The following is a 16,543-nucleotide window of genomic DNA, read 5'->3' on the forward strand; positions in this document are numbered from 1 at the left end:
ATGCCCCACGCCGAAGCCAGGGTCGTCCGCGAGCTGAAGCACCACCTGCTCACGCATGGGCTGCGCAAGTCGCGCGTCCTGCACCTGCTGGTGGATGCGCATCCCTCGTATGTCCGCAGCCCGTTCGCCCGGGACCTGGAGCCCATGACGCGGCTCACGCTGGAGGGCACCCGGCCGGACATCCTGTGCAGCGTGGCGCGGCCCGAAGGCGTCCTCGTCACGGGCATCGAGGTGAAGGCCTCTGAAAGGGATTGGGTCCAGGGCCTGGGCCAGGCGCACAGCTACCGCGCGGGCGTCCATCACGCGTACCTCGCGCTGCCGGCCTCCGCCGCCGACCTCCGCGCCCCCACCCTGAACCAGGCGCGCAGCATCGGAGTCGGCATCCTCGCCCGGGACGCGAAGCACTGGGTGGAGGTCATTCCGCCCGCGGACCCCACCCCGCTGCCCCGGGCCGTCAGCCAGGCCTCCTCGCTGCTCGAAGGCGTCCCCGCCGCGCGCAGCCTCCAGCTCAATCATCCGCTCAACTACCTCGCCGCCGCGTTCCTCGCGGACCGGGGTGCTCCTACCGGGGAGCTGATCAAGTCGCTCGCCGCGCACTGGAAGGACCTGGGGAGCGACAGCTCGCGGCGCCACGCTGCCACCGGCGCAAACACGCTCGGGCTGCTGGACCTGGACTGGCAACCCACGCTCGAAGGCCGCACCGTGGCCGACCTCCTGGCCGCGCTCCAGTTCGACCCCGACACCCGCTACGACAAGCGCAAGCGCCTGCTGGACGTGCACGCGGCCTTCGCCGCCGTGGCGCGCTTCGTCCTCATCCGTCAGCCCGCGGTGCGCCTCATCCACCGGACCCTCACGGACCACGGCGGAAGTCTCACGCTGCCGGAGCTGGCCGTGGCGGCCGGCCACGACGACCCGGCGCTGGCGACAGCCCTCTTCCTCGCGGACCCCTCCGGGACGCTCAAGCCCGGGCTGCGCGGGCCGGACATCAACCCGTCCACCGTCTTCAAACTCAAACAAAACCTCTGGCACGCGGGCCTGCTCGACACCAAGGCCCACGGCACCGCCGGCAAGGACGCCCGCGCCTACCGGCCGGATGAAGACGTCTGGGCCCTGCCCCGCGACAAGGCCCCTTGACTACAACTGTAGCCATGGCATATCGCTCATGACTACAACTGTCGTCAAGAGGGGTGCCATGGACAGGTCGTCAGCTCCGTCCCAGGAGTCGAAGCCGCTCCCGTCGTTCGTCCGGGAAGGGCTGGGCTGGCTGTTGGCCCTGCACCTCCTGCTCGCGCTGATGCCGTCCCTGCACCTGATGGAGACGCTGCAAGCCGGGGCGCACAAGGCCCGCGTGTGGTGGAAGGCCGCGGACACCGTGCGCCGTCACGCGGCGCCGCTCCTCCCCGCGATGCTCAGGGCTTCCGCGCGGTGATGAGCGGCTGATTGAAGCCCGTCTCCTCCGGCGTGTACCAACGCGGATCCACCAGCCCTGCCCGGGTGAGCGCCTGCTCCAGCTCCACCGGTTGCAGCAGGCGGTAGACGCCGGTGTGCTCGGTGGTGTGCCAGATGCCGGACTCCTGACGCAGGATGAACTGGCGCACCGTGTACTGCCTTTCATCCACCGCCCAATCCCAGACCTGGAACAGCACGCGGCGGCCCAGCGGCGTGTCCAGCACGCGCTCCGCCGTGAAGCGTGGCCGCTTCTCCAGCAGCGCCGAGTGGTCGCGCAGGCTCGCCACCAGCAGGCCCCCGGGCACCAGGCGCGACGCCATCGCGGTCGCGGCGTCGTCCAGGTCCGAGTCCTCCAGCAGGTGCGCCATCGCGTTGTCGCAGGACATCACCACGTGGAAGGTGCCCGGCACCTGCCAGTCCAGCATCCGCATGTCCGCCACGCCGGTGGTGATGCTCACGTGCATGGCGCGGGCTTCCCGCTCCGCGCGCGCCACCGCGGAGGGACTCAGGTCCGTGGCGTGCACGGAATAACCCCGCGCCGCCAGCCCCAGCGCCTGCGTGCCGATGCCGCACGCGCAGTCCAGCACCCGGCGCGGCGGCGGCGCTCCCGAGCGGCGCAGGAGCGCGTCCAGCACCGCGCCCTGCCGGTCCACCGACTGCTCCCAGTCCGCGAAGAGCAGGTGGTACTCCTCGGCCAGCCCTTCGTAGAAGTCCAGGACGCTGTCAGACATGACGGCTTCCTCCTTTAACACCCCCATGCGGGCCGTCACGCGCGCGGATGCTGGACGTCGCCTGTCCGTCATGTCGGAGCCACGTGGGGGCCGGGAGGTCTTCTCCTCTGTGGGTTGTTACCCGGAAGACGGGGCTCGGGACGCCCGCGCGGGCGTGGGCGGACACCGGGCAGGATGCACCGTCGTTCCCCGCGTGAAGCTCGCGCGCACCAGAGGCAAGGAGCACCGATGCTGTCGTTGACGCCGTCACAGGTCCGCCTGGGATGGTCCGCCACCAACAAGGCGGAGGCCATCCGCCTGGTCGGACAGGTGATGGTGGAGTCCGGCTTCATCTCGCCCGACTACGTCGACAGCATGCTCAAGCGCGAGCAGGTGTCCGCCACGTTCCTCGGCCACGGCATCGCCATTCCGCACGGCCTGCCGGAGGCGCGCCACCTCGTGCACCAGACGGGCGTCGTCGTGGTGCAGTTCCCCGCCGGAGTCGTCTGGAGCGAGGACGGCCATGCGCACCTCGTGGTGGGCATCGCGGCGCAGTCCGATGAACATCTCCAGGTGCTCGCCAGCCTCACCGGCGTGCTGGACGACGAGGCCCGGGCCGTGGCCCTGGCCTCCACCCTGGACGCGGCCGCCATCATCCAGGCGCTCCAGGGCTCCGGCGCCCTGCCGGAGCAGCAGGACGCTCCCGCGTTCGAAGGCCTCTCGCTCCAGGTCCTCTCCCCTTCACCGGACGGCCTGCACGCGCGCCCCGCCACCGCGGTGGTGGAGGTGGTGCGCCGCTTCCGCGCGGACGTCACCGTCCACCACGAGGGACGGCAGGCGGACGCCCGCAGCCTCCTGTCGCTGCTGCGCCTGGGTGCTCGGGGCGGCTCCAGGCTGACGCTCACCGCGGCGGGGGACGACGCGGCGGCGGTGCTCCTCGCGCTGCAAGAAGCCTTCGACGTCGGCCTGGGCGAGGAGCCTCCCGCCGCTCGCGCACTGGCACCGGAGCCCGTGCCCGCCGCCGTGCTCGACTACGAGGGGACGCTGGTCGCGGGCCTGTCCGCGTCGCCGGGCATCGCGGCCGGGCCTGTGTGGGCCTTCCAGCGCGAACGGCTGGAGGTGGAGGAGTGGGCCGCCGACGCCGCGCGGGAGCATCAGCTGCTGGAGTCGGCCCTGGCCGGAGCGGCGGCGGAGCTGCGCCAGCTGCACGAAGGCTTCCTCCAGAAGGCAGGAGCGCAGCGGGCCGCCATCTTCAAGGCGCACCTGGAGCTGCTCGACGACCCGGAGATGTTGAGGGAGTCGCACGGCCTCATCGACACCGGCCTGAGCGCGGGCGCGTCCTGGCACCGCGTCTTCGAGAGCCGCGCGCAGGCGCTGGCCGCGATGGACGAACAGGTGCTGGCCGCTCGGGCCGCCGACCTGCGGGACGTGGGCCGGCGCGTGCTGCGGCCCCTGGCCCGGGTGCTGGAGGGCGAGCCCACCTTCCCGGATCATCCGGTGGTGCTGCTGGCGGAGGACCTGACGCCGTCGGACACCGCGAAGCTGGACCCCGCCATGGTGCTGGGCCTGTGCACGGCGGGCGGCGGCACCACGTCGCACACGGCCATCATCGCGCGCTCGCTCGACCTGCCGGCGGTGGTGGCGGTGGGGCCGTCGGTGCTGGACCTGCGCAACGGGCAGCACTGCATCCTGGACGGCGACGCGGGCGTGCTCGTCGTGAGGCCTTCGGCGCGGGACAGGGCCAAGGCCGCGCACCAGCGCGAGCGGATCCGCTTACGGCGCAAGCAGGAGCAGCTGGAGCGCTACCGGCCCGCCATCACGCTCGACGGCAGGCGCGTGGAGGTGGCCGCGAACATCAGCGAGGCCGCGGAGGCGGGCAAGGCCGTGGACGCGGGCGGCGAGGGCGTGGGCCTGATGCGCACGGAGTTCCTCTTCCTCCAGCGCGACGAGCCGCCCGGCGAGGAGGAGCAGCTCCACGCGTACCTCACCATGGTGCGCGCGCTGAACGGCCTGCCGCTCATCCTGCGCACGCTGGACATCGGCGGGGACAAGCACGTGCCGTATTTGTCCCTGCCGGCGGAGACGAATCCCTTCCTGGGCATGCGCGGCATCCGGCTGTGCTTCGAACGGGAGGACCTGTTCCGCACGCAGCTGCGCGCCATCCTGCGCGCGTCGATGGAGGGCCCGGTCCGCATCATGTATCCGATGGTGGCGATGCCCGAGGAGCTGGCGAAGGCCCGCGCCATCACCGAGTCCGTGCGCCGCGAGGTGGGCGCGGATCCGGTGGAGACGGGCATCATGATGGAAGTCCCTTCGGCGGTGATGATGGCGGAGCAGCTGGCGCGGGACGTGTCGTTCTTCTCCATCGGGACCAACGACCTGACGCAGTACCTGCTGGCCATGGACCGGCAGCATCCGGTGCTCGCGTCCCGGGCGGACGGCCTGCACCCGGCGGTGTTGCGCATGGTGGACCTCACGGTGAAGGCGGCGAGGAAGGCGGGCATCTGGGTGGGCGCGTGCGGCGGCATCGCGGGAGACCCGTCCGGCGCGGTGGTGCTGTCCGGCCTGGGCGTCACGGAGCTGAGCGTGGCCATCCCCAGCATCCCGGCGGTGAAGGCGCTGCTGAGGGGCATCTCCATGGCGGACGCGGAAGACGTGGCCCAGGCCGCGCTGGAGTGCGGCAACGCCTCCGAGGTGCGAGGATTGGTGCGCGGCCTGCTGGCCCGGAAGGGAGCGAAGGCGTGAGGCCGACGAAGCCGGGCGTGGTGACGGTCACGTTGAACGCGGCCATCGACCAGACACTGGAGTGTCCGGGGTTCACGGCGGGCGCGGTGAACCGCGTGGTGGCGGAGACACGCACGCCGGGAGGCAAGGGCATCAACGTGGCGGCCTTCCTCGCGCAAGGCACGCGTCCGGTGACGGCCACGGGCTTCCTGGGCGAGGACACGGTGCCGTTGTTCGAGACGCTGTTCCGCGAGCGAGGCATCCAGGACCGCTGCCTCCGGCTGCCGGGCTCCAGCCGCGTGAACATCAAGGTCGTGGACCGCACGAGCGGCGCGGTGACGGACCTGAACCTGCCGGGCCTGCGCGTGCCGGAGGAGGCGTTGGGCGCGTTGCTGGCGACGTTGGATGCGCTCGCGGAGGAGAACGGCTGCTTCGTGCTGTCCGGCAGCGTGCCGGTGGGAGTGCCCGCGTCCATCTACGCCACGCTGACGGAGCGCCTGCGAGCGAAGGGCGCGGTGGTGGCGGTGGACACGAGCGGAGCGCCGCTGCGCCACGCGGTGGCCGCGAGGCCCGACTTCGTGAAGCCGAACACGCACGAGTTGGAAGAGCTGGTCGAACGCCCCCTGAGGAACGCGGGCGACATCGCGTGGGCCGCACGCGAGCTGCACGCGACAGGCATCGGGCTGGTGGTGGTGTCGCTGGGAGCGGACGGCGCCCTGTTCGTGTCGGACGACGGCGCCTGGCGGGCCCTGCCGCCCCCCGTGGCGGTGGCGAGCACCGTGGGCGCGGGCGACGCGCTGCTCGCGGGCGTGCTGGCGGCGAGGCTGGAAGGCCACGACCTGGAGACCTGCGCCCGGAGGGGCACGGCCTTCGCGGCGGGGAAGCTCGCGAAGGTGGGCCCGGTGCCCCCCGCCCCCGAGCGCGTGGCGGAGCTGCTCCGCGCGGTGCGGATGCACCCGCTGGGCACGGGCTGATCAACAGCCGCGCGGCAGGTGCACCCGGAAGGTGGTGCCCGCTTCCTGGGTGGACACCACGTCCACCGCGCCGCCGTGCGCGCGGACGATTTGATCCACGATGAAGAGGCCCAGCCCCACGCTGCGGTGCTCGCTGCCCTCGGTGGAGCCCCGGGTCATCGGCTCGAAGAGCACGGGCAGCAGCGCGGGCGGAATGGGCGTCCCCGGGTTCGTCACCGCCAGCACCACCTCCCGCTCGTCCCCGCGCGCCTCCACGCGAATCAAGGCCTCCGCCCCGCTGTACTGCACGGCGTTGGTGAGCAGGTTGGTCAGCACCTGCGCGATGCGATCCGGATCCCAGCGCCCCTGCCCGCGGCCCTCGCACACCAGGTCCAGCGAGCGTCCCGGCGCGGTGAGCCGCACCTCGTCCACCACCTGCTCGGCGACTTCATGCAGGTTCATGGGCTGGGGCTTCACCGGCAGGGCCATGCCCGTGCGCACGTGGGTGAAGTCCAGCAGGTCGCGGATGAGCCGGTTCGCCCGGTCCGACGAATCGAGGATGCGCCGCAGCCCCCGGCGCGCCCGGTCATCCAGGTCCGTCCTGCGAATCAGCGTCGCCGCCGCCAGCGAGATGGCGTTGAGCGGGTTGCGCAGGTCGTGGCTGACGATGCCCATCAGCTGCTCGCGCAGGACCGACGCCTCCTGGGCGCCCATCAGCTGCGAGTCACGCTCGGTGAGCGCCTCCTCCTGCTCCAGCTGGGAGCCCACCAGGTCGCCCAGGTGGCGGAAGGTCTCCAGCACCTCGTCGGAGAGGTCCGCCGGCTCCGAGTCCAGCGCGCACAGCACGCCAAAGAACTCCCCGCCGCGCCGGTACAGCGGCACCGCGACGTAGCTCTCCACGTTGTACATCTTCGGCGCGGGGTGGTCCGCGAAGCGCGGATCCGTGCTCGCGCGGTTCACCCGCAGCGGCGTCCCCAGGTTCCGCACCGTGTCGCAGAACGTGGTGCTGACGGCCAGCGTGTCTCCGGCCTTCAGCCCGAAGCCCAGCTCGTCCAGCACCGCGCAGCACGTCCACGACTCCGGCGTCACGCGCGCCACCACCGCCAGGCGCAGCCCCGTGGTGCGCGTCAACATGCGCAGCACCGTCTTCACCGCGTCGATGCGGCCCACGGCCTCCACGTCCGCCGTGAGGGGGTTGGCGACGCGGAGGCGGGGGTTCGCGGAGGGAGTTGGAGACATGTGTCGCTCCGCTTCAGCGTACGCGTCGCATGGGCCTGACGCTGTTGGACCCTGGAACAAGGCCCCCCATCCACACTCCCGGTCTAGGACCTGCCCTCCAGCTTCTCGATGGCCGCCCGGACCCCGGGGGGAACCGGCACCTTCTCATGCGTGGCGTAGCGCAGCGTCACGACGATGGAACCGCCGCGCGTGTAGAGCACCCCGTCGTCCGCGCCCGCCACGACGTGCTCGAAGGTGATGGAGGAAGTGCCCACGCGCGTGACGCGCGCGCCCGCCACCAGGTTCACCGGGAACACCACCGGCTTGAGGTAGTCCGCGTGCGTGTTGGCCAGGATGGGCCCCACCCCGTCCGCGGTCGTCGTGTCCGCGCCCGCGGCGGTCGGACCCACCAGCCCGATGCGGGCCATGTACGCGATGCGCGCGGACTCGAACCAGGTGAACGTGCGGGCGTTGTTGACGTGCCCGTACGCGTCCATCTCGCTCCAGTGCACGGGGAAGGGCACCACGACGGGGAAGTCCTTCAGGGAGGCGTTCGACATGCGCCCCAGGGTCGCAGGGACCATCCCGCCAGGGAACGGAAACCACGCCTGCCTGCTCTCCAGGAGTCCCGCACAGGCATGCTAAGCCAGGGGTCCATGGCTCTCCGGTCCACGCTGGCGCCGCCCGCCGCCCCGTCCCATCCCTCCGCCGTCCCGGGTCCTCGCCATGGCCGGTGAGCCCACGCGGCCAGAAGAGGACAGCCGCTACGACCCGCCCGCGCCATGGGAGGAGCCGGGCCCCAATCCCCCGCCGCACCTGGTGCGCGAGCGCGGCACCGCCACCGCCACCAGGCCCCAGAAGCACGCGGACATGGTGCGCTGGCTGCACCCCGGGCAGGTGCTGCGCACGGGCCTGGACGCGGTGGTGGCCACGGTGTTCGGCGCGAGAGCGGACCACCGGCTCATCGAAGCGGTGGTGCGGCCGCAGCAGCCCTACTTCGACTATTCGGAGGAGTCCGGCGCGGACGGCGACTTCTGGCTCGACTACGTCTCCGACATCGGCGACGGCTGGGACTCCACCTACGCGGTGGCGCGCCTGCTGGCGCAGCCGGAGCTCCGGCTTCCGGAAGAGGACGGCAAGACAGCGCACGTCACGCCGCGAGGCCGCGTGCTGGTATTCGGAGGGGACGAGGTCTACCCGGGCGCCAGCCGCGAGACGTACGAGGAGCGCACGGTGCAGCCCTACGAGGCCGCCATGCGCCGCTCGCAGGCGCCCCACCCGGACCTGTTCGTCATCCCGGGCAACCACGACTGGTACGACGGCCTGTCCGCCTTCATGCGGCTGTTCTGCGCGCAGCGCTGGGTGGCCGGGCGCCGCACGCGGCAGAGCCGCAGCTACTTCGCGCTGAAGCTGCCGAAGAACTGGTGGCTCATCGGCACGGACGTGCAGCTCAACAGCGACATCGACGTGCCCCAGGTGGAGTACTTCCGCCAGGTCGCGGAGCAGATGGGCCCGGACGACCGCGTCATCCTCTGCAACGCGGAGCCCGCGTGGGTGCTGGCGGCGGCCGCGCGGCGCGCCAAGGGCAGCTACCTGGAGAACAACCTGGAGTACCTGGAGGAGAAGGTGCTCGGGCGGCGCATCGCTGTATTCCTCGCGGGCGACCTGCACCACTACCGCCGGCACGAGGACGACACCGGCCAGCACCGCATCACCGCGGGCGGAGGCGGAGCCTTCATGCACCCCACGCACGCGCCCGCGGCGCCCGTGCTGCGAGACGGCTCCACGCTGCGCAAGAGCTTCCCGGACGAGGCCACGTCGCGGAAGCTCGCGCGCAAGAACCTGTTCCTCATCCGCTACAGCCCGCTGTTCGGGCTCATCACCGGCCTGTGGTACCTGCTGCTCGCGCTGGCGGCCTACGCGGAGGTGGGCTCGATGGGCCTCTCCCGCCTGCCGGAGGTGGTGACGGCGGTGGCCAACAGCATGGTCAACCGGCCGTGGACGCTCATCCTCGGCATGGTGACGGTGGGAGGACTCGCGGGGCTGGCGGACGCGGCGCTGGGGAAATGGCGCGCGCTCCTGGGCAGCCTGCACGGCGTGGCGCACATCGTGGCGGCGTTCTTCGTCGCCTGGGGAGCCACGTACTTCACGGTGAGCAAGCTGGGCGTGTGTCCGGTGCTGTCACCGGATGGTGCGCACTGCGCGGACGGCTGGCTGCACCTGGCGGGCAAGTTCTTCTTCTCCTGCACGTTCACGTTCGTGGGCGGCTTCCTCGTGGGCCCGTTCATCACCGGCCTGTACCTCTGGCTGAGCGTGAACTTCTTCGGCGCGCACTCCAACGAGGCCTTCGGTTCGCTCGCGCTGCCGGACTGGAAGAACTTCCTGCGCATGCGCATCGGGAAGGACGGGGCGCTGACCATCTACCCCGTGGGCCTGGAGCGAGTGCCGCGCAAGTGGAAGCCCACCGGCGCGGGGCCCATGTCGCCCGCGTTCGACCCGGACGACCCGAACGCCACCGAGCCGTTCCTCATCGAGCCGCCCATCCGCGTCTGCCGTTGACGCTACCCGGACGAGCGCTCGGCGGGAGTCACGCCCGGTGCATCGGCCTCCGCGCTGGAGCTCGCGACCCGTGAGGCGTCCTCGAGCAACGGAGCGATGCCGGGCTGCTTGAGGGTGAGCGTCACGTAGTCCTGCACGGCGGCGTCCAGGCCCACGTCACGCTTCGCGCGCTCGGACAGGAACCACTTGTGCTCCAGCACCTGGCAGTAGAGCTCCGCGGTGTCGGCCGCGCGGCCCAGGTCCTTCTGGAGGCGTGACAGCGTGGGGTGGTAGCGCTCGTCCAGCCAGCGGAACGCGGCCACACTCAGGGGCACGCTGCGGTCCAGCTTGCGCGTGAGCGTGGCCTTCATCTCCTGCATCTCGTTGAGCAGCAGGCTCGCCTGGCGCTCCTCCGCGACGATGCCGGTGAGCGAGTGCAACTGGTGCCGGTGGTACTCGCGGTCGGTGACGATGGTGCGCATGCGCAACTGGCTGCCCTGCCCGCTCGCCAGCAGCTCCACCTCGCCCACGGAGAAGCCCAGGTCGTTGAGCGTGCGGATCCGCTCGTGGATGCGGTAGCTCTCGTGCGGCTGGAGGATGAGCTCGCGGTTGATTTCGGCCCACAGCCGCTCGTAGCGCTGGCGGATGCTCGCGGCCGTCTCCTGCCAGGCCTCCAGCTCCTGGGGCAGCTCCTCCGCCAGCTCCACGCGAGCGGCCAGGTCCGCCAGGCCTCCGGCGATGTTCTCCTCCATGATCTGGAGGTCCATCTCCCGCTGACCGGCGGAGAGCTGCTCGTGCAGCTCGGACGTCTCCGCGTCCACCGCGTACGCCTGCAGCTCGCCCGCGTCGCGGCGGAAGAGCACGTTGGACAGCGAGCAGTCACCCCAGAAGAAACCGCCCAGGTGCAGCCGCACCAGCAGGCCCGCCATCGCGTCCAGGAGCCGCGACCGGTAGCGCTCCAATCCCTGGTGCATGAACAGCGCGCGGTAAGGCAGCGACGACGCGAGGTACTGGGTGATCAGCAGCCCGGGCCTGTCCCCGGGCGAGGCCTCCAGCCCCTCCTCCGTCTGGACCGCCAGACCCACGGGCACCACGGACGGCAGCCGGCGCTCCTCCAGGCCGCGCAAGAGGTCGTACTCGCGCTGCGCCACGCGCGCGGGCGTCTCCTTGAAGGCGTAGATGGTGGCGCCGTAGCTGACGAACACCACGACGTGCCGGGACAGACCGCGCGGCACCTCCACCACGCGCGGTGAACGCTCCGTCCACGCCTCCAGCGGCAGCTCCCACGGAAGGTCGAGGAAGTCCGGGTGCCCCTGCCGGATATGCAGGGAATGAAGGCGGCGAGGAGGGTGAGACATGTTGGCCACAAGCCTACCGTCCGGGTGAGCGCGCTTCATCCGGGGGGTGCGCTGGCTCGCGTGGAACGTTCGCTGTTAGAGGAAGACGCCATGCGCCCCCTCCGCGGACTCTCCCTCTGCAGCGCGGCCCTGCTGTCGGCCTGCGCCGGTTCCTCGCCTACGCCCGCGCCGACCCCGTCCGCGCCAGGAAGCATCACGCTCGCCGCGCCCGCGGGAGACGCGTGGTACCGGGGCGCGGTGTTCTACGAGGTGTTCGTCCGCAGCTTCCAGGACTCCAACGGCGACGGAGTGGGCGACCTGCCGGGGCTCATCTCGCGGCTGGACTACCTGAACGACGGCAACCCGGCGACGACGGACGACCTGGGCGTGGACGCACTGTGGTTGATGCCGGTGTTCGCGTCGCCCAGCTACCACGGCTACGACGTGACGGATTACGAGCGCATCCAGGCGGCGTACGGCTCGCTGGAGGACCTGCAGCGGCTGTGTGACGAGGCGCACCGCCGGGGCATGCGCGTCATCCTCGACTTCGTCATCAACCACACCGGCGCATCGCATCCGTGGTTCGTGGACTCATCGTCCTCGGCGCAGTCGGCGAAGCGCGACTGGTACCAGTGGCGCGCGAGCGACCCGGGCTGGAAGCAGCCCTGGGACATCTACTCGCAGACCGGCACGTGGCACCGGCAGGACAGCGGCTGGTACTACGGCGTCTTCTGGGGCGGCATGCCGGACCTGAACATGCAGACGCCCGCGGTGCGCGAGGAGATGAAGCGCCTGGCGACGCTGTGGCTCCAGCGCGGCGTGGACGGCTTCCGGCTGGATGCCGCGCGCTACCTCATCGAGACGGGCGGCGGCGCGGGGCAGGCGGACACGCCGGAGACGCACGCGTTCTGGAAGGAGTTCTCCGCGCACGTGCGTTCGGTGAAGCCGGACGCGGTACTGGTGGGCGAGAACTGGAGCGAGACGCCATCGGTGGCGAAGTACTACGGCTCCACGGCGACGGTGCCGGGCGGGGACGAGCTGCCGCTCAACTTCAACTTCCCCATGTCCACGCGGGTGATTGAAGGCATCAACGCGGGCAACGGCGGGGGCGTGGCGGCGAAGCTGCTGGAGATGAAGAACAACTATCCGGCCGGTGTGGCGGACGCGCCCTTCCTCACCAATCACGACCATGTGCGGCTGGCGACGCAGTTCTCCAACGACGGAGCGAAGCTGGGGCTGGCGGCGGCGGTGTTGCTGACGCTGCCGGGCGCGCCGTTCCTCTACTACGGCGAGGAGGTGGGCCTGGGGAACGGCAACGCCAACAACGACGAGTCCAAGCGCACGCCGATGCCCTGGTCCGCGGCGGCGGGCGGAGGCTTCACCACGGGCTCGCCCTGGTATGCGTTCTCCAGCGGAAGGGAGACGGCGAACGTGGAGGCGCAGCGGAGCAACCCGGGCTCGCTGTTGTCGCGCTACCGGTCGCTCATCCACGCGCGGCAGGGTTCGGAGGCGCTGCGCAACGGAGGACTGCGGCTGTTCACGGCGACGACGGGTATGTCGCGCACGCTCGCGTTCGTGAGGACGCTGGACGACGAGCAGGTGCTGGTGGTCCACAACTTCTCCACCTCGCAGGAGTCGGTGGGCCCGTTCGACGTGGAGGCCACCACGGCGGAGCCGCTGTTCCTGGACGCCGGCGTGACGACGCTCACGGGTGGCACGGGAGCGTGGAAAGCCAGCATCCCCGCGCGCTCCACGGGCATCTGGCGGCTGCGCTAGCTGACGACAGGCTGACGCCATGAGCGGGAGAGGTGCGTCTCTCCCGCGGCCGTGAAGCGGCGGATGAGCTCCGCCCCTGTGCCCGTGCCCTGCTGGAGCAGCCATTTCAGCTCCGCGGGCATCAGCACCTTCACGGTGAGGAGCCGGACCTCGCCTCCGGGAAGCGTGAAGCGCGAGGGCAGCGAGTCCGTCTCCATGCCGATGAGCACGGCCACACGGCCCTCGGACGTGACGAGGGTTTCGGGCATGCCCACGCCGTCGACCTCCATGGACAGCGTGCCGTTGGCCAGTCGGACGCGGAGCTTCTCGAACTCAGCGACCTCATAGGCGACACGTTCGAGCAGGTGCACCGGCCAGCTCTTCCACACCTCCCCGAGCGGCTCCGGAGTCTCGATGGCGAGCTCCAATCCGAAGCCGGCGGTGGGACGGTCCAGGATGTCGTTGAATGGGTCGGACAGGCCGTCTGTGACAATGAGCATGCCGCCGTCAGGACGACGGACGGCAATCCAGTTCTGACGCTCGCCGGGCCACGGACCGCCCACGACAGGAGGGATGTAGAGGTCGTCGGACATGGTGCCGAGCCCTCGCCACACCGAACGACGGGCAATGCGTGCTTGGTCCCACAATTCGCCTCGCCTCTTCGTCTCCGCACGCCGCACAGGATCGAAGGTCGTCGGCCCCGTGACCGCTTCGAACTTCGCGCCCGTGATGCCCGCGCGCTCCATCGCGTCCTTGATGTCCTCGGAGACGATGAACGAGCCCTTCCACTCCGACGGACGGAATACCTTCGCGTCTCCTACCTTCGACGTGTCGATGCGCATGCCCGAGATGGAGAAGAGCTTCCCAACCTTCTCAGGAAGCCCATCCTCCTCGGTCCAGTAGTCCACCTCAGCGGAAGCCTCGGTATCGATGCATGTGAACTTACGGAGGGCATTGAGGATGAAGTACGGCCCTGCGTGGCCGTCGACCGCAACGGGAATCACCTCCACGTCATGGGGAGCCAGCTCCTGGAAGAGTGCGGCCAGCTTCGCATTGACCACCGGAGTACCGAACGCCGCGTGGGAGAAGTCACGGGATTCTCCCTCCAGGCTTAGCGGGAGCCTGATCAGCCCCTTGAAGTGGGCAGGCTCGCCCACACTGAATTGCCATGGGTCGTCGAGCTCTCGCCTCTGAGCATCAAGCGGATGCCCCAGGCACCAGAACCCTTCTGCGACATGCTCGTAGAGTTCAAAATAGTGCGTCGGCATGGGCGGCGCTCCTATGTCACTCCAAGCCGGTGACCCATCGATTCAAGTCCGTCCCTTTTGCTTGAATCTGGCTCGCGAGCCTTCGCAGTGCCTTCGTCAAGGCGACGCGGCAGTCTTGCATGGTTCTGCATGGTTCCGTCGCATCCCGCAGCACCTTGAAAACCTTCTGGTGATACGCCTCCGGATGTGGACCTCGATGCCCCGGCACGCTCACTTTATTCGCGGCATCGTCGAGTGACATCCCCGCCTTATCGAAGATTTCCTGGAACTTCGGTGACCATGGGCCACCGCGATTCGTGGCGTTCCAGAACTTATTGGATGCGATGTGGTGCTCCTGCCCCTTTACATCCACACCCGTCGCGACGGGACTCTTCTCATCCCGCGCGGACATCGCCACCGCGTTCGGCGCCAGCACCAGGGTGACGACGCCCTCGGAGGACACGGCCGCGGACTCCACCTGCGCCGCCGCGCCCAGCCGGAAGCCACCCATCTCCGCGGCCACCAGCGAGGCCTGCCCTGAACCCGGGAGCGTGGCGACCTTCGCCGCGAACGTCTCCGCCGTGCTGCCCACCGCCGCCAGCGCCAGCATCACGAACGCTCGCGCCGCGTTCTTCCCCATCACCTCCCCGTACTCCTCCCCCGCATCGCGAAGCTCATCGAACGACCGGGCGACACGAGCGTGTTCGGACAACTCGATCCAGCCCTGGATGAGGTTCCACACCGTGTCGATGCCCAGGTAGGCAATGAGCACCACCGTCATTGTCGCCGCGATGCCCTTAGACACGGGCTCGGGCATCAACCACAACGCCAGGTACACCGTGCTCGTCGCGACGATGGCCGTGAGCACGGCGCGCTGATCCGTCATCCCCACCAGCGCTTCCGACGTCTCCTCCCACACTGAATCCAGCGCGATGGCGAACGCCAGCGAACGCCGCCCGTCCTCATCCAGCGTGGAACCCGCCTCCAGCAATTGAAGACAGTCCCCCGGTGTCTGCTTGCGCTGGCACCACCGCCCATAAGCGCTCGCCAGCTCCCAGTCCGAGTCGTCCCCCAGCAGCCGAGCCCGAGAAGGCTCCTCCACGGAGACCAGCCCCAAGCGCCCACGCACATGGGCATAGGCCTTCGAGGAGAACGAACCCGCGAACAGCCGATACGCATCCTCACGAGGAAGCGAGGACACCGGCGCATCCTCCGCCAGCGTCCGCACCGCGTCCGTGAACGCGTCCTCGTCCAACTCCACGGGCTCGACCTCCGCCCGAGGCACATGGACGACCGGCGCACCCTGCCCCGTCTTCAGCCGGACGCCGCGCGTCGCTGAACACCCCGTGCCCAGCAGCAACAGCAGCACCGCGACCGCCCAGCTCCGGCACGAAGACATGGATGCCTCCCAAGCACCCATCCTCGGCCGCGCGGACTCACCGCAACCAGGACCTCCCGAGCACAGCGCGGGAACCGGCCGTCACGGGGCGGGCGACGAAGGACCCACGACTCCGGCGTCCTCGACCCCGGGCCCCGCGTCCGGCACGTCCACGGGCACACCGGCGTCCTCCACCGTGCCCGCCTCCGGAGCAGCCACGGCTACCGACCTCCCAGACGGCACCACCGCGCTCCACGCCGGCCTCGTGGGCCCCAGCACCTCCTCCTGCGTCGTCCCCTGCGCCACCAGCAGGTCCACCACCGGGGACTGCGCTGGGTCTCCCTTGCGCCCACCGCCGAAGCGGTCGGCGGACGGCGGCTCCCCGGGCACGATTCCCATCGCCATCAGCCGCGTGTTCGCGGACGTGTCCCCGCCAAACAGCCCGCCCAGCGCCACGCGCCGCTCGATGGTCGCGCCCGTCACCGCCACGCCGTAGCCCCAGTCCGCGCTCGCGTGTCCGCCCAGGAAGCGGTCCGGCACCTGGAACACCACCGTGCGCCCGCTCACCTGGATGAGGGTGGGGAAGAACACCCGCGCCTCCAGTTCCTTCTCCGTGGCAGCGTTCAGCTCCGCCTCCACCTTGCCGCCAATCCCCCCGGTCTTCTTCTCGTACGCCTCCAGCGCCGCCTGCCGCCTGGCCTTGCGCAGCGCCTCACGCGCCTCATAGGGACGCGGCGTCAGCACCACCGCCTTCTCCCACCCCGAGTCCGCCGCCAGCGTGAGCCCGCGCCCCGGCAGCGTGTCCGTGCGTCCGGAGCCGGGCGCCCGGTCCTGGTCCACGTACAGGTCCACGTTGAACGTGTAGAAGCCGTGCCGCGCCCGCTCCGCGACCGTCGCGCCCTCCAGGTCCACCGACTGCGCGCGCGAGGGCTTCGCGATGGGGTGCGCGAACGTCACTTCGAACCGCGTCGCCTCGCCGTCCGCGAACGCCGCCACCGACACCACGTCCAGGTCGCCCCGCCCCAGGTCCGTGCGGCGCGGATACAGCAGCTCGCCGTCGCCGTGGTCATCCCCCACCGGATCCGTCAGCCGGAACAGCAGCGCATCCTCGCGCGTCTTGCCGCCGGAACACGCGGCCAGGGTGGAAGCGAGCAGGAGCGCGGACACGCGAGAACGCACGAACATCGGGGGGCACCTCATGCACGAAGGGAACGCCCGTCAGGTGTATCGCGCG

General features: G+C 70.5%; 13 protein-coding genes. 6 read left to right on the forward strand and 7 right to left on the reverse strand.

The genetic code is table 11. The annotated features are described in order from the left end of the window. Nucleotides 1–1,134 (forward strand): hypothetical protein, encoded by a 1,134-nt coding sequence (locus D7Y21_RS17565; protein ID WP_121714538.1) that lies wholly within the window; start codon nucleotides 1–3, stop codon nucleotides 1,132–1,134. 58 nt (nucleotides 1,135–1,192) lie between these two features. Then, a complete protein-coding gene (locus D7Y21_RS17570) occupies nucleotides 1,193–1,429 on the forward strand; it encodes a hypothetical protein (protein WP_120566990.1) in 237 nt (78 codons plus the stop codon). Here the strand turns inward: D7Y21_RS17570 and D7Y21_RS17575 are convergent. Beyond that, complete coding sequence (locus D7Y21_RS17575) at nucleotides 1,410–2,180, reverse strand: bifunctional 2-polyprenyl-6-hydroxyphenol methylase/3-demethylubiquinol 3-O-methyltransferase UbiG (RefSeq protein ID WP_120578983.1); 771 nt, start codon at nucleotides 2,178–2,180, stop codon at nucleotides 1,410–1,412. The genes D7Y21_RS17570 and D7Y21_RS17575 overlap by 20 nt on opposite strands. Nucleotides 2,181–2,408: 228 nt before the next feature. Between D7Y21_RS17575 and ptsP the strand changes: the two genes are divergently transcribed. Beyond that, on the forward strand, nucleotides 2,409–4,904 hold the full coding sequence (gene ptsP / locus D7Y21_RS17580) for a phosphoenolpyruvate--protein phosphotransferase (protein ID WP_121714540.1): 2,496 nt from the start codon (nucleotides 2,409–2,411) through the stop codon (nucleotides 4,902–4,904). Continuing rightward, nucleotides 4,901–5,857, forward strand: coding sequence for a 1-phosphofructokinase (gene pfkB / locus D7Y21_RS17585; protein ID WP_120566987.1), 957 nt, complete (start codon nucleotides 4,901–4,903; stop codon nucleotides 5,855–5,857). Before ptsP ends, pfkB begins: the two co-directional genes overlap by 4 nt. Here the strand turns inward: pfkB and D7Y21_RS17590 are convergent, their stop codons facing one another. Both D7Y21_RS17590 and D7Y21_RS17595 read right to left on the reverse strand, forming a co-directional pair. Continuing rightward, nucleotides 5,858–7,075 carry a GAF domain-containing sensor histidine kinase gene (locus tag D7Y21_RS17590; RefSeq protein ID WP_121714542.1) on the reverse strand — a complete coding sequence of 406 codons (1,218 nt, stop codon included), beginning with the start codon at nucleotides 7,073–7,075 and terminating at the stop codon, nucleotides 5,858–5,860. Between the two features lie 83 nt (nucleotides 7,076–7,158). After that, nucleotides 7,159–7,614 (reverse strand): thioesterase family protein, encoded by a 456-nt coding sequence (locus D7Y21_RS17595; RefSeq protein WP_120567018.1) that lies wholly within the window; start codon nucleotides 7,612–7,614, stop codon nucleotides 7,159–7,161. Nucleotides 7,615–7,780: 166 nt separating this feature from the next. Here D7Y21_RS17595 and D7Y21_RS17600 point away from each other — a divergent pair, with 166 nt between their 5' ends. Beyond that, nucleotides 7,781–9,613, forward strand: a complete 1,833-nt coding sequence (locus D7Y21_RS17600) for a metallophosphoesterase (protein ID WP_199724622.1) — start codon at nucleotides 7,781–7,783, stop codon at nucleotides 9,611–9,613. Nucleotides 9,614–9,615: 2 nt separating this feature from the next. On the opposite strand, the gene D7Y21_RS17605 is transcribed toward D7Y21_RS17600, so the two are convergent. Further along, complete coding sequence (locus tag D7Y21_RS17605; RefSeq protein ID WP_121714564.1) at nucleotides 9,616–10,950, reverse strand: DUF4032 domain-containing protein; 1,335 nt, start codon at nucleotides 10,948–10,950, stop codon at nucleotides 9,616–9,618. Nucleotides 10,951–11,040: 90 nt separating this feature from the next. Between D7Y21_RS17605 and D7Y21_RS17610 the strand changes: the two genes are divergently transcribed. Continuing rightward, on the forward strand, nucleotides 11,041–12,705 hold the full coding sequence (locus D7Y21_RS17610) for an alpha-amylase family glycosyl hydrolase (RefSeq protein WP_121714544.1): 1,665 nt from the start codon (nucleotides 11,041–11,043) through the stop codon (nucleotides 12,703–12,705). On the opposite strand, the gene D7Y21_RS17615 is transcribed toward D7Y21_RS17610, so the two are convergent. From D7Y21_RS17615 to D7Y21_RS17625, 3 genes are all read right to left on the reverse strand, one after another. After that, complete coding sequence (locus tag D7Y21_RS17615) at nucleotides 12,702–13,841, reverse strand: imm11 family protein (protein ID WP_233612161.1); 1,140 nt, start codon at nucleotides 13,839–13,841, stop codon at nucleotides 12,702–12,704. The two genes, D7Y21_RS17610 and D7Y21_RS17615, sit on opposite strands and share 4 nt — an antisense overlap. Nucleotides 13,842–13,968: 127 nt before the next feature. Continuing rightward, nucleotides 13,969–15,330, reverse strand: coding sequence for an AHH domain-containing protein (locus D7Y21_RS17620; RefSeq protein ID WP_121714548.1), 1,362 nt, complete (start codon nucleotides 15,328–15,330; stop codon nucleotides 13,969–13,971). 81 nt (nucleotides 15,331–15,411) lie between these two features. Next, nucleotides 15,412–16,494 (reverse strand): glucodextranase DOMON-like domain-containing protein, encoded by a 1,083-nt coding sequence (locus tag D7Y21_RS17625; protein ID WP_158627306.1) that lies wholly within the window; start codon nucleotides 16,492–16,494, stop codon nucleotides 15,412–15,414. Nucleotides 16,495–16,543: the final 49 nt, after the last annotated feature.

The organism is Corallococcus sp. AB045, from assembly GCF_003668895.1.
GTDB lineage: Bacteria > Myxococcota > Myxococcia > Myxococcales > Myxococcaceae > Corallococcus > Corallococcus coralloides.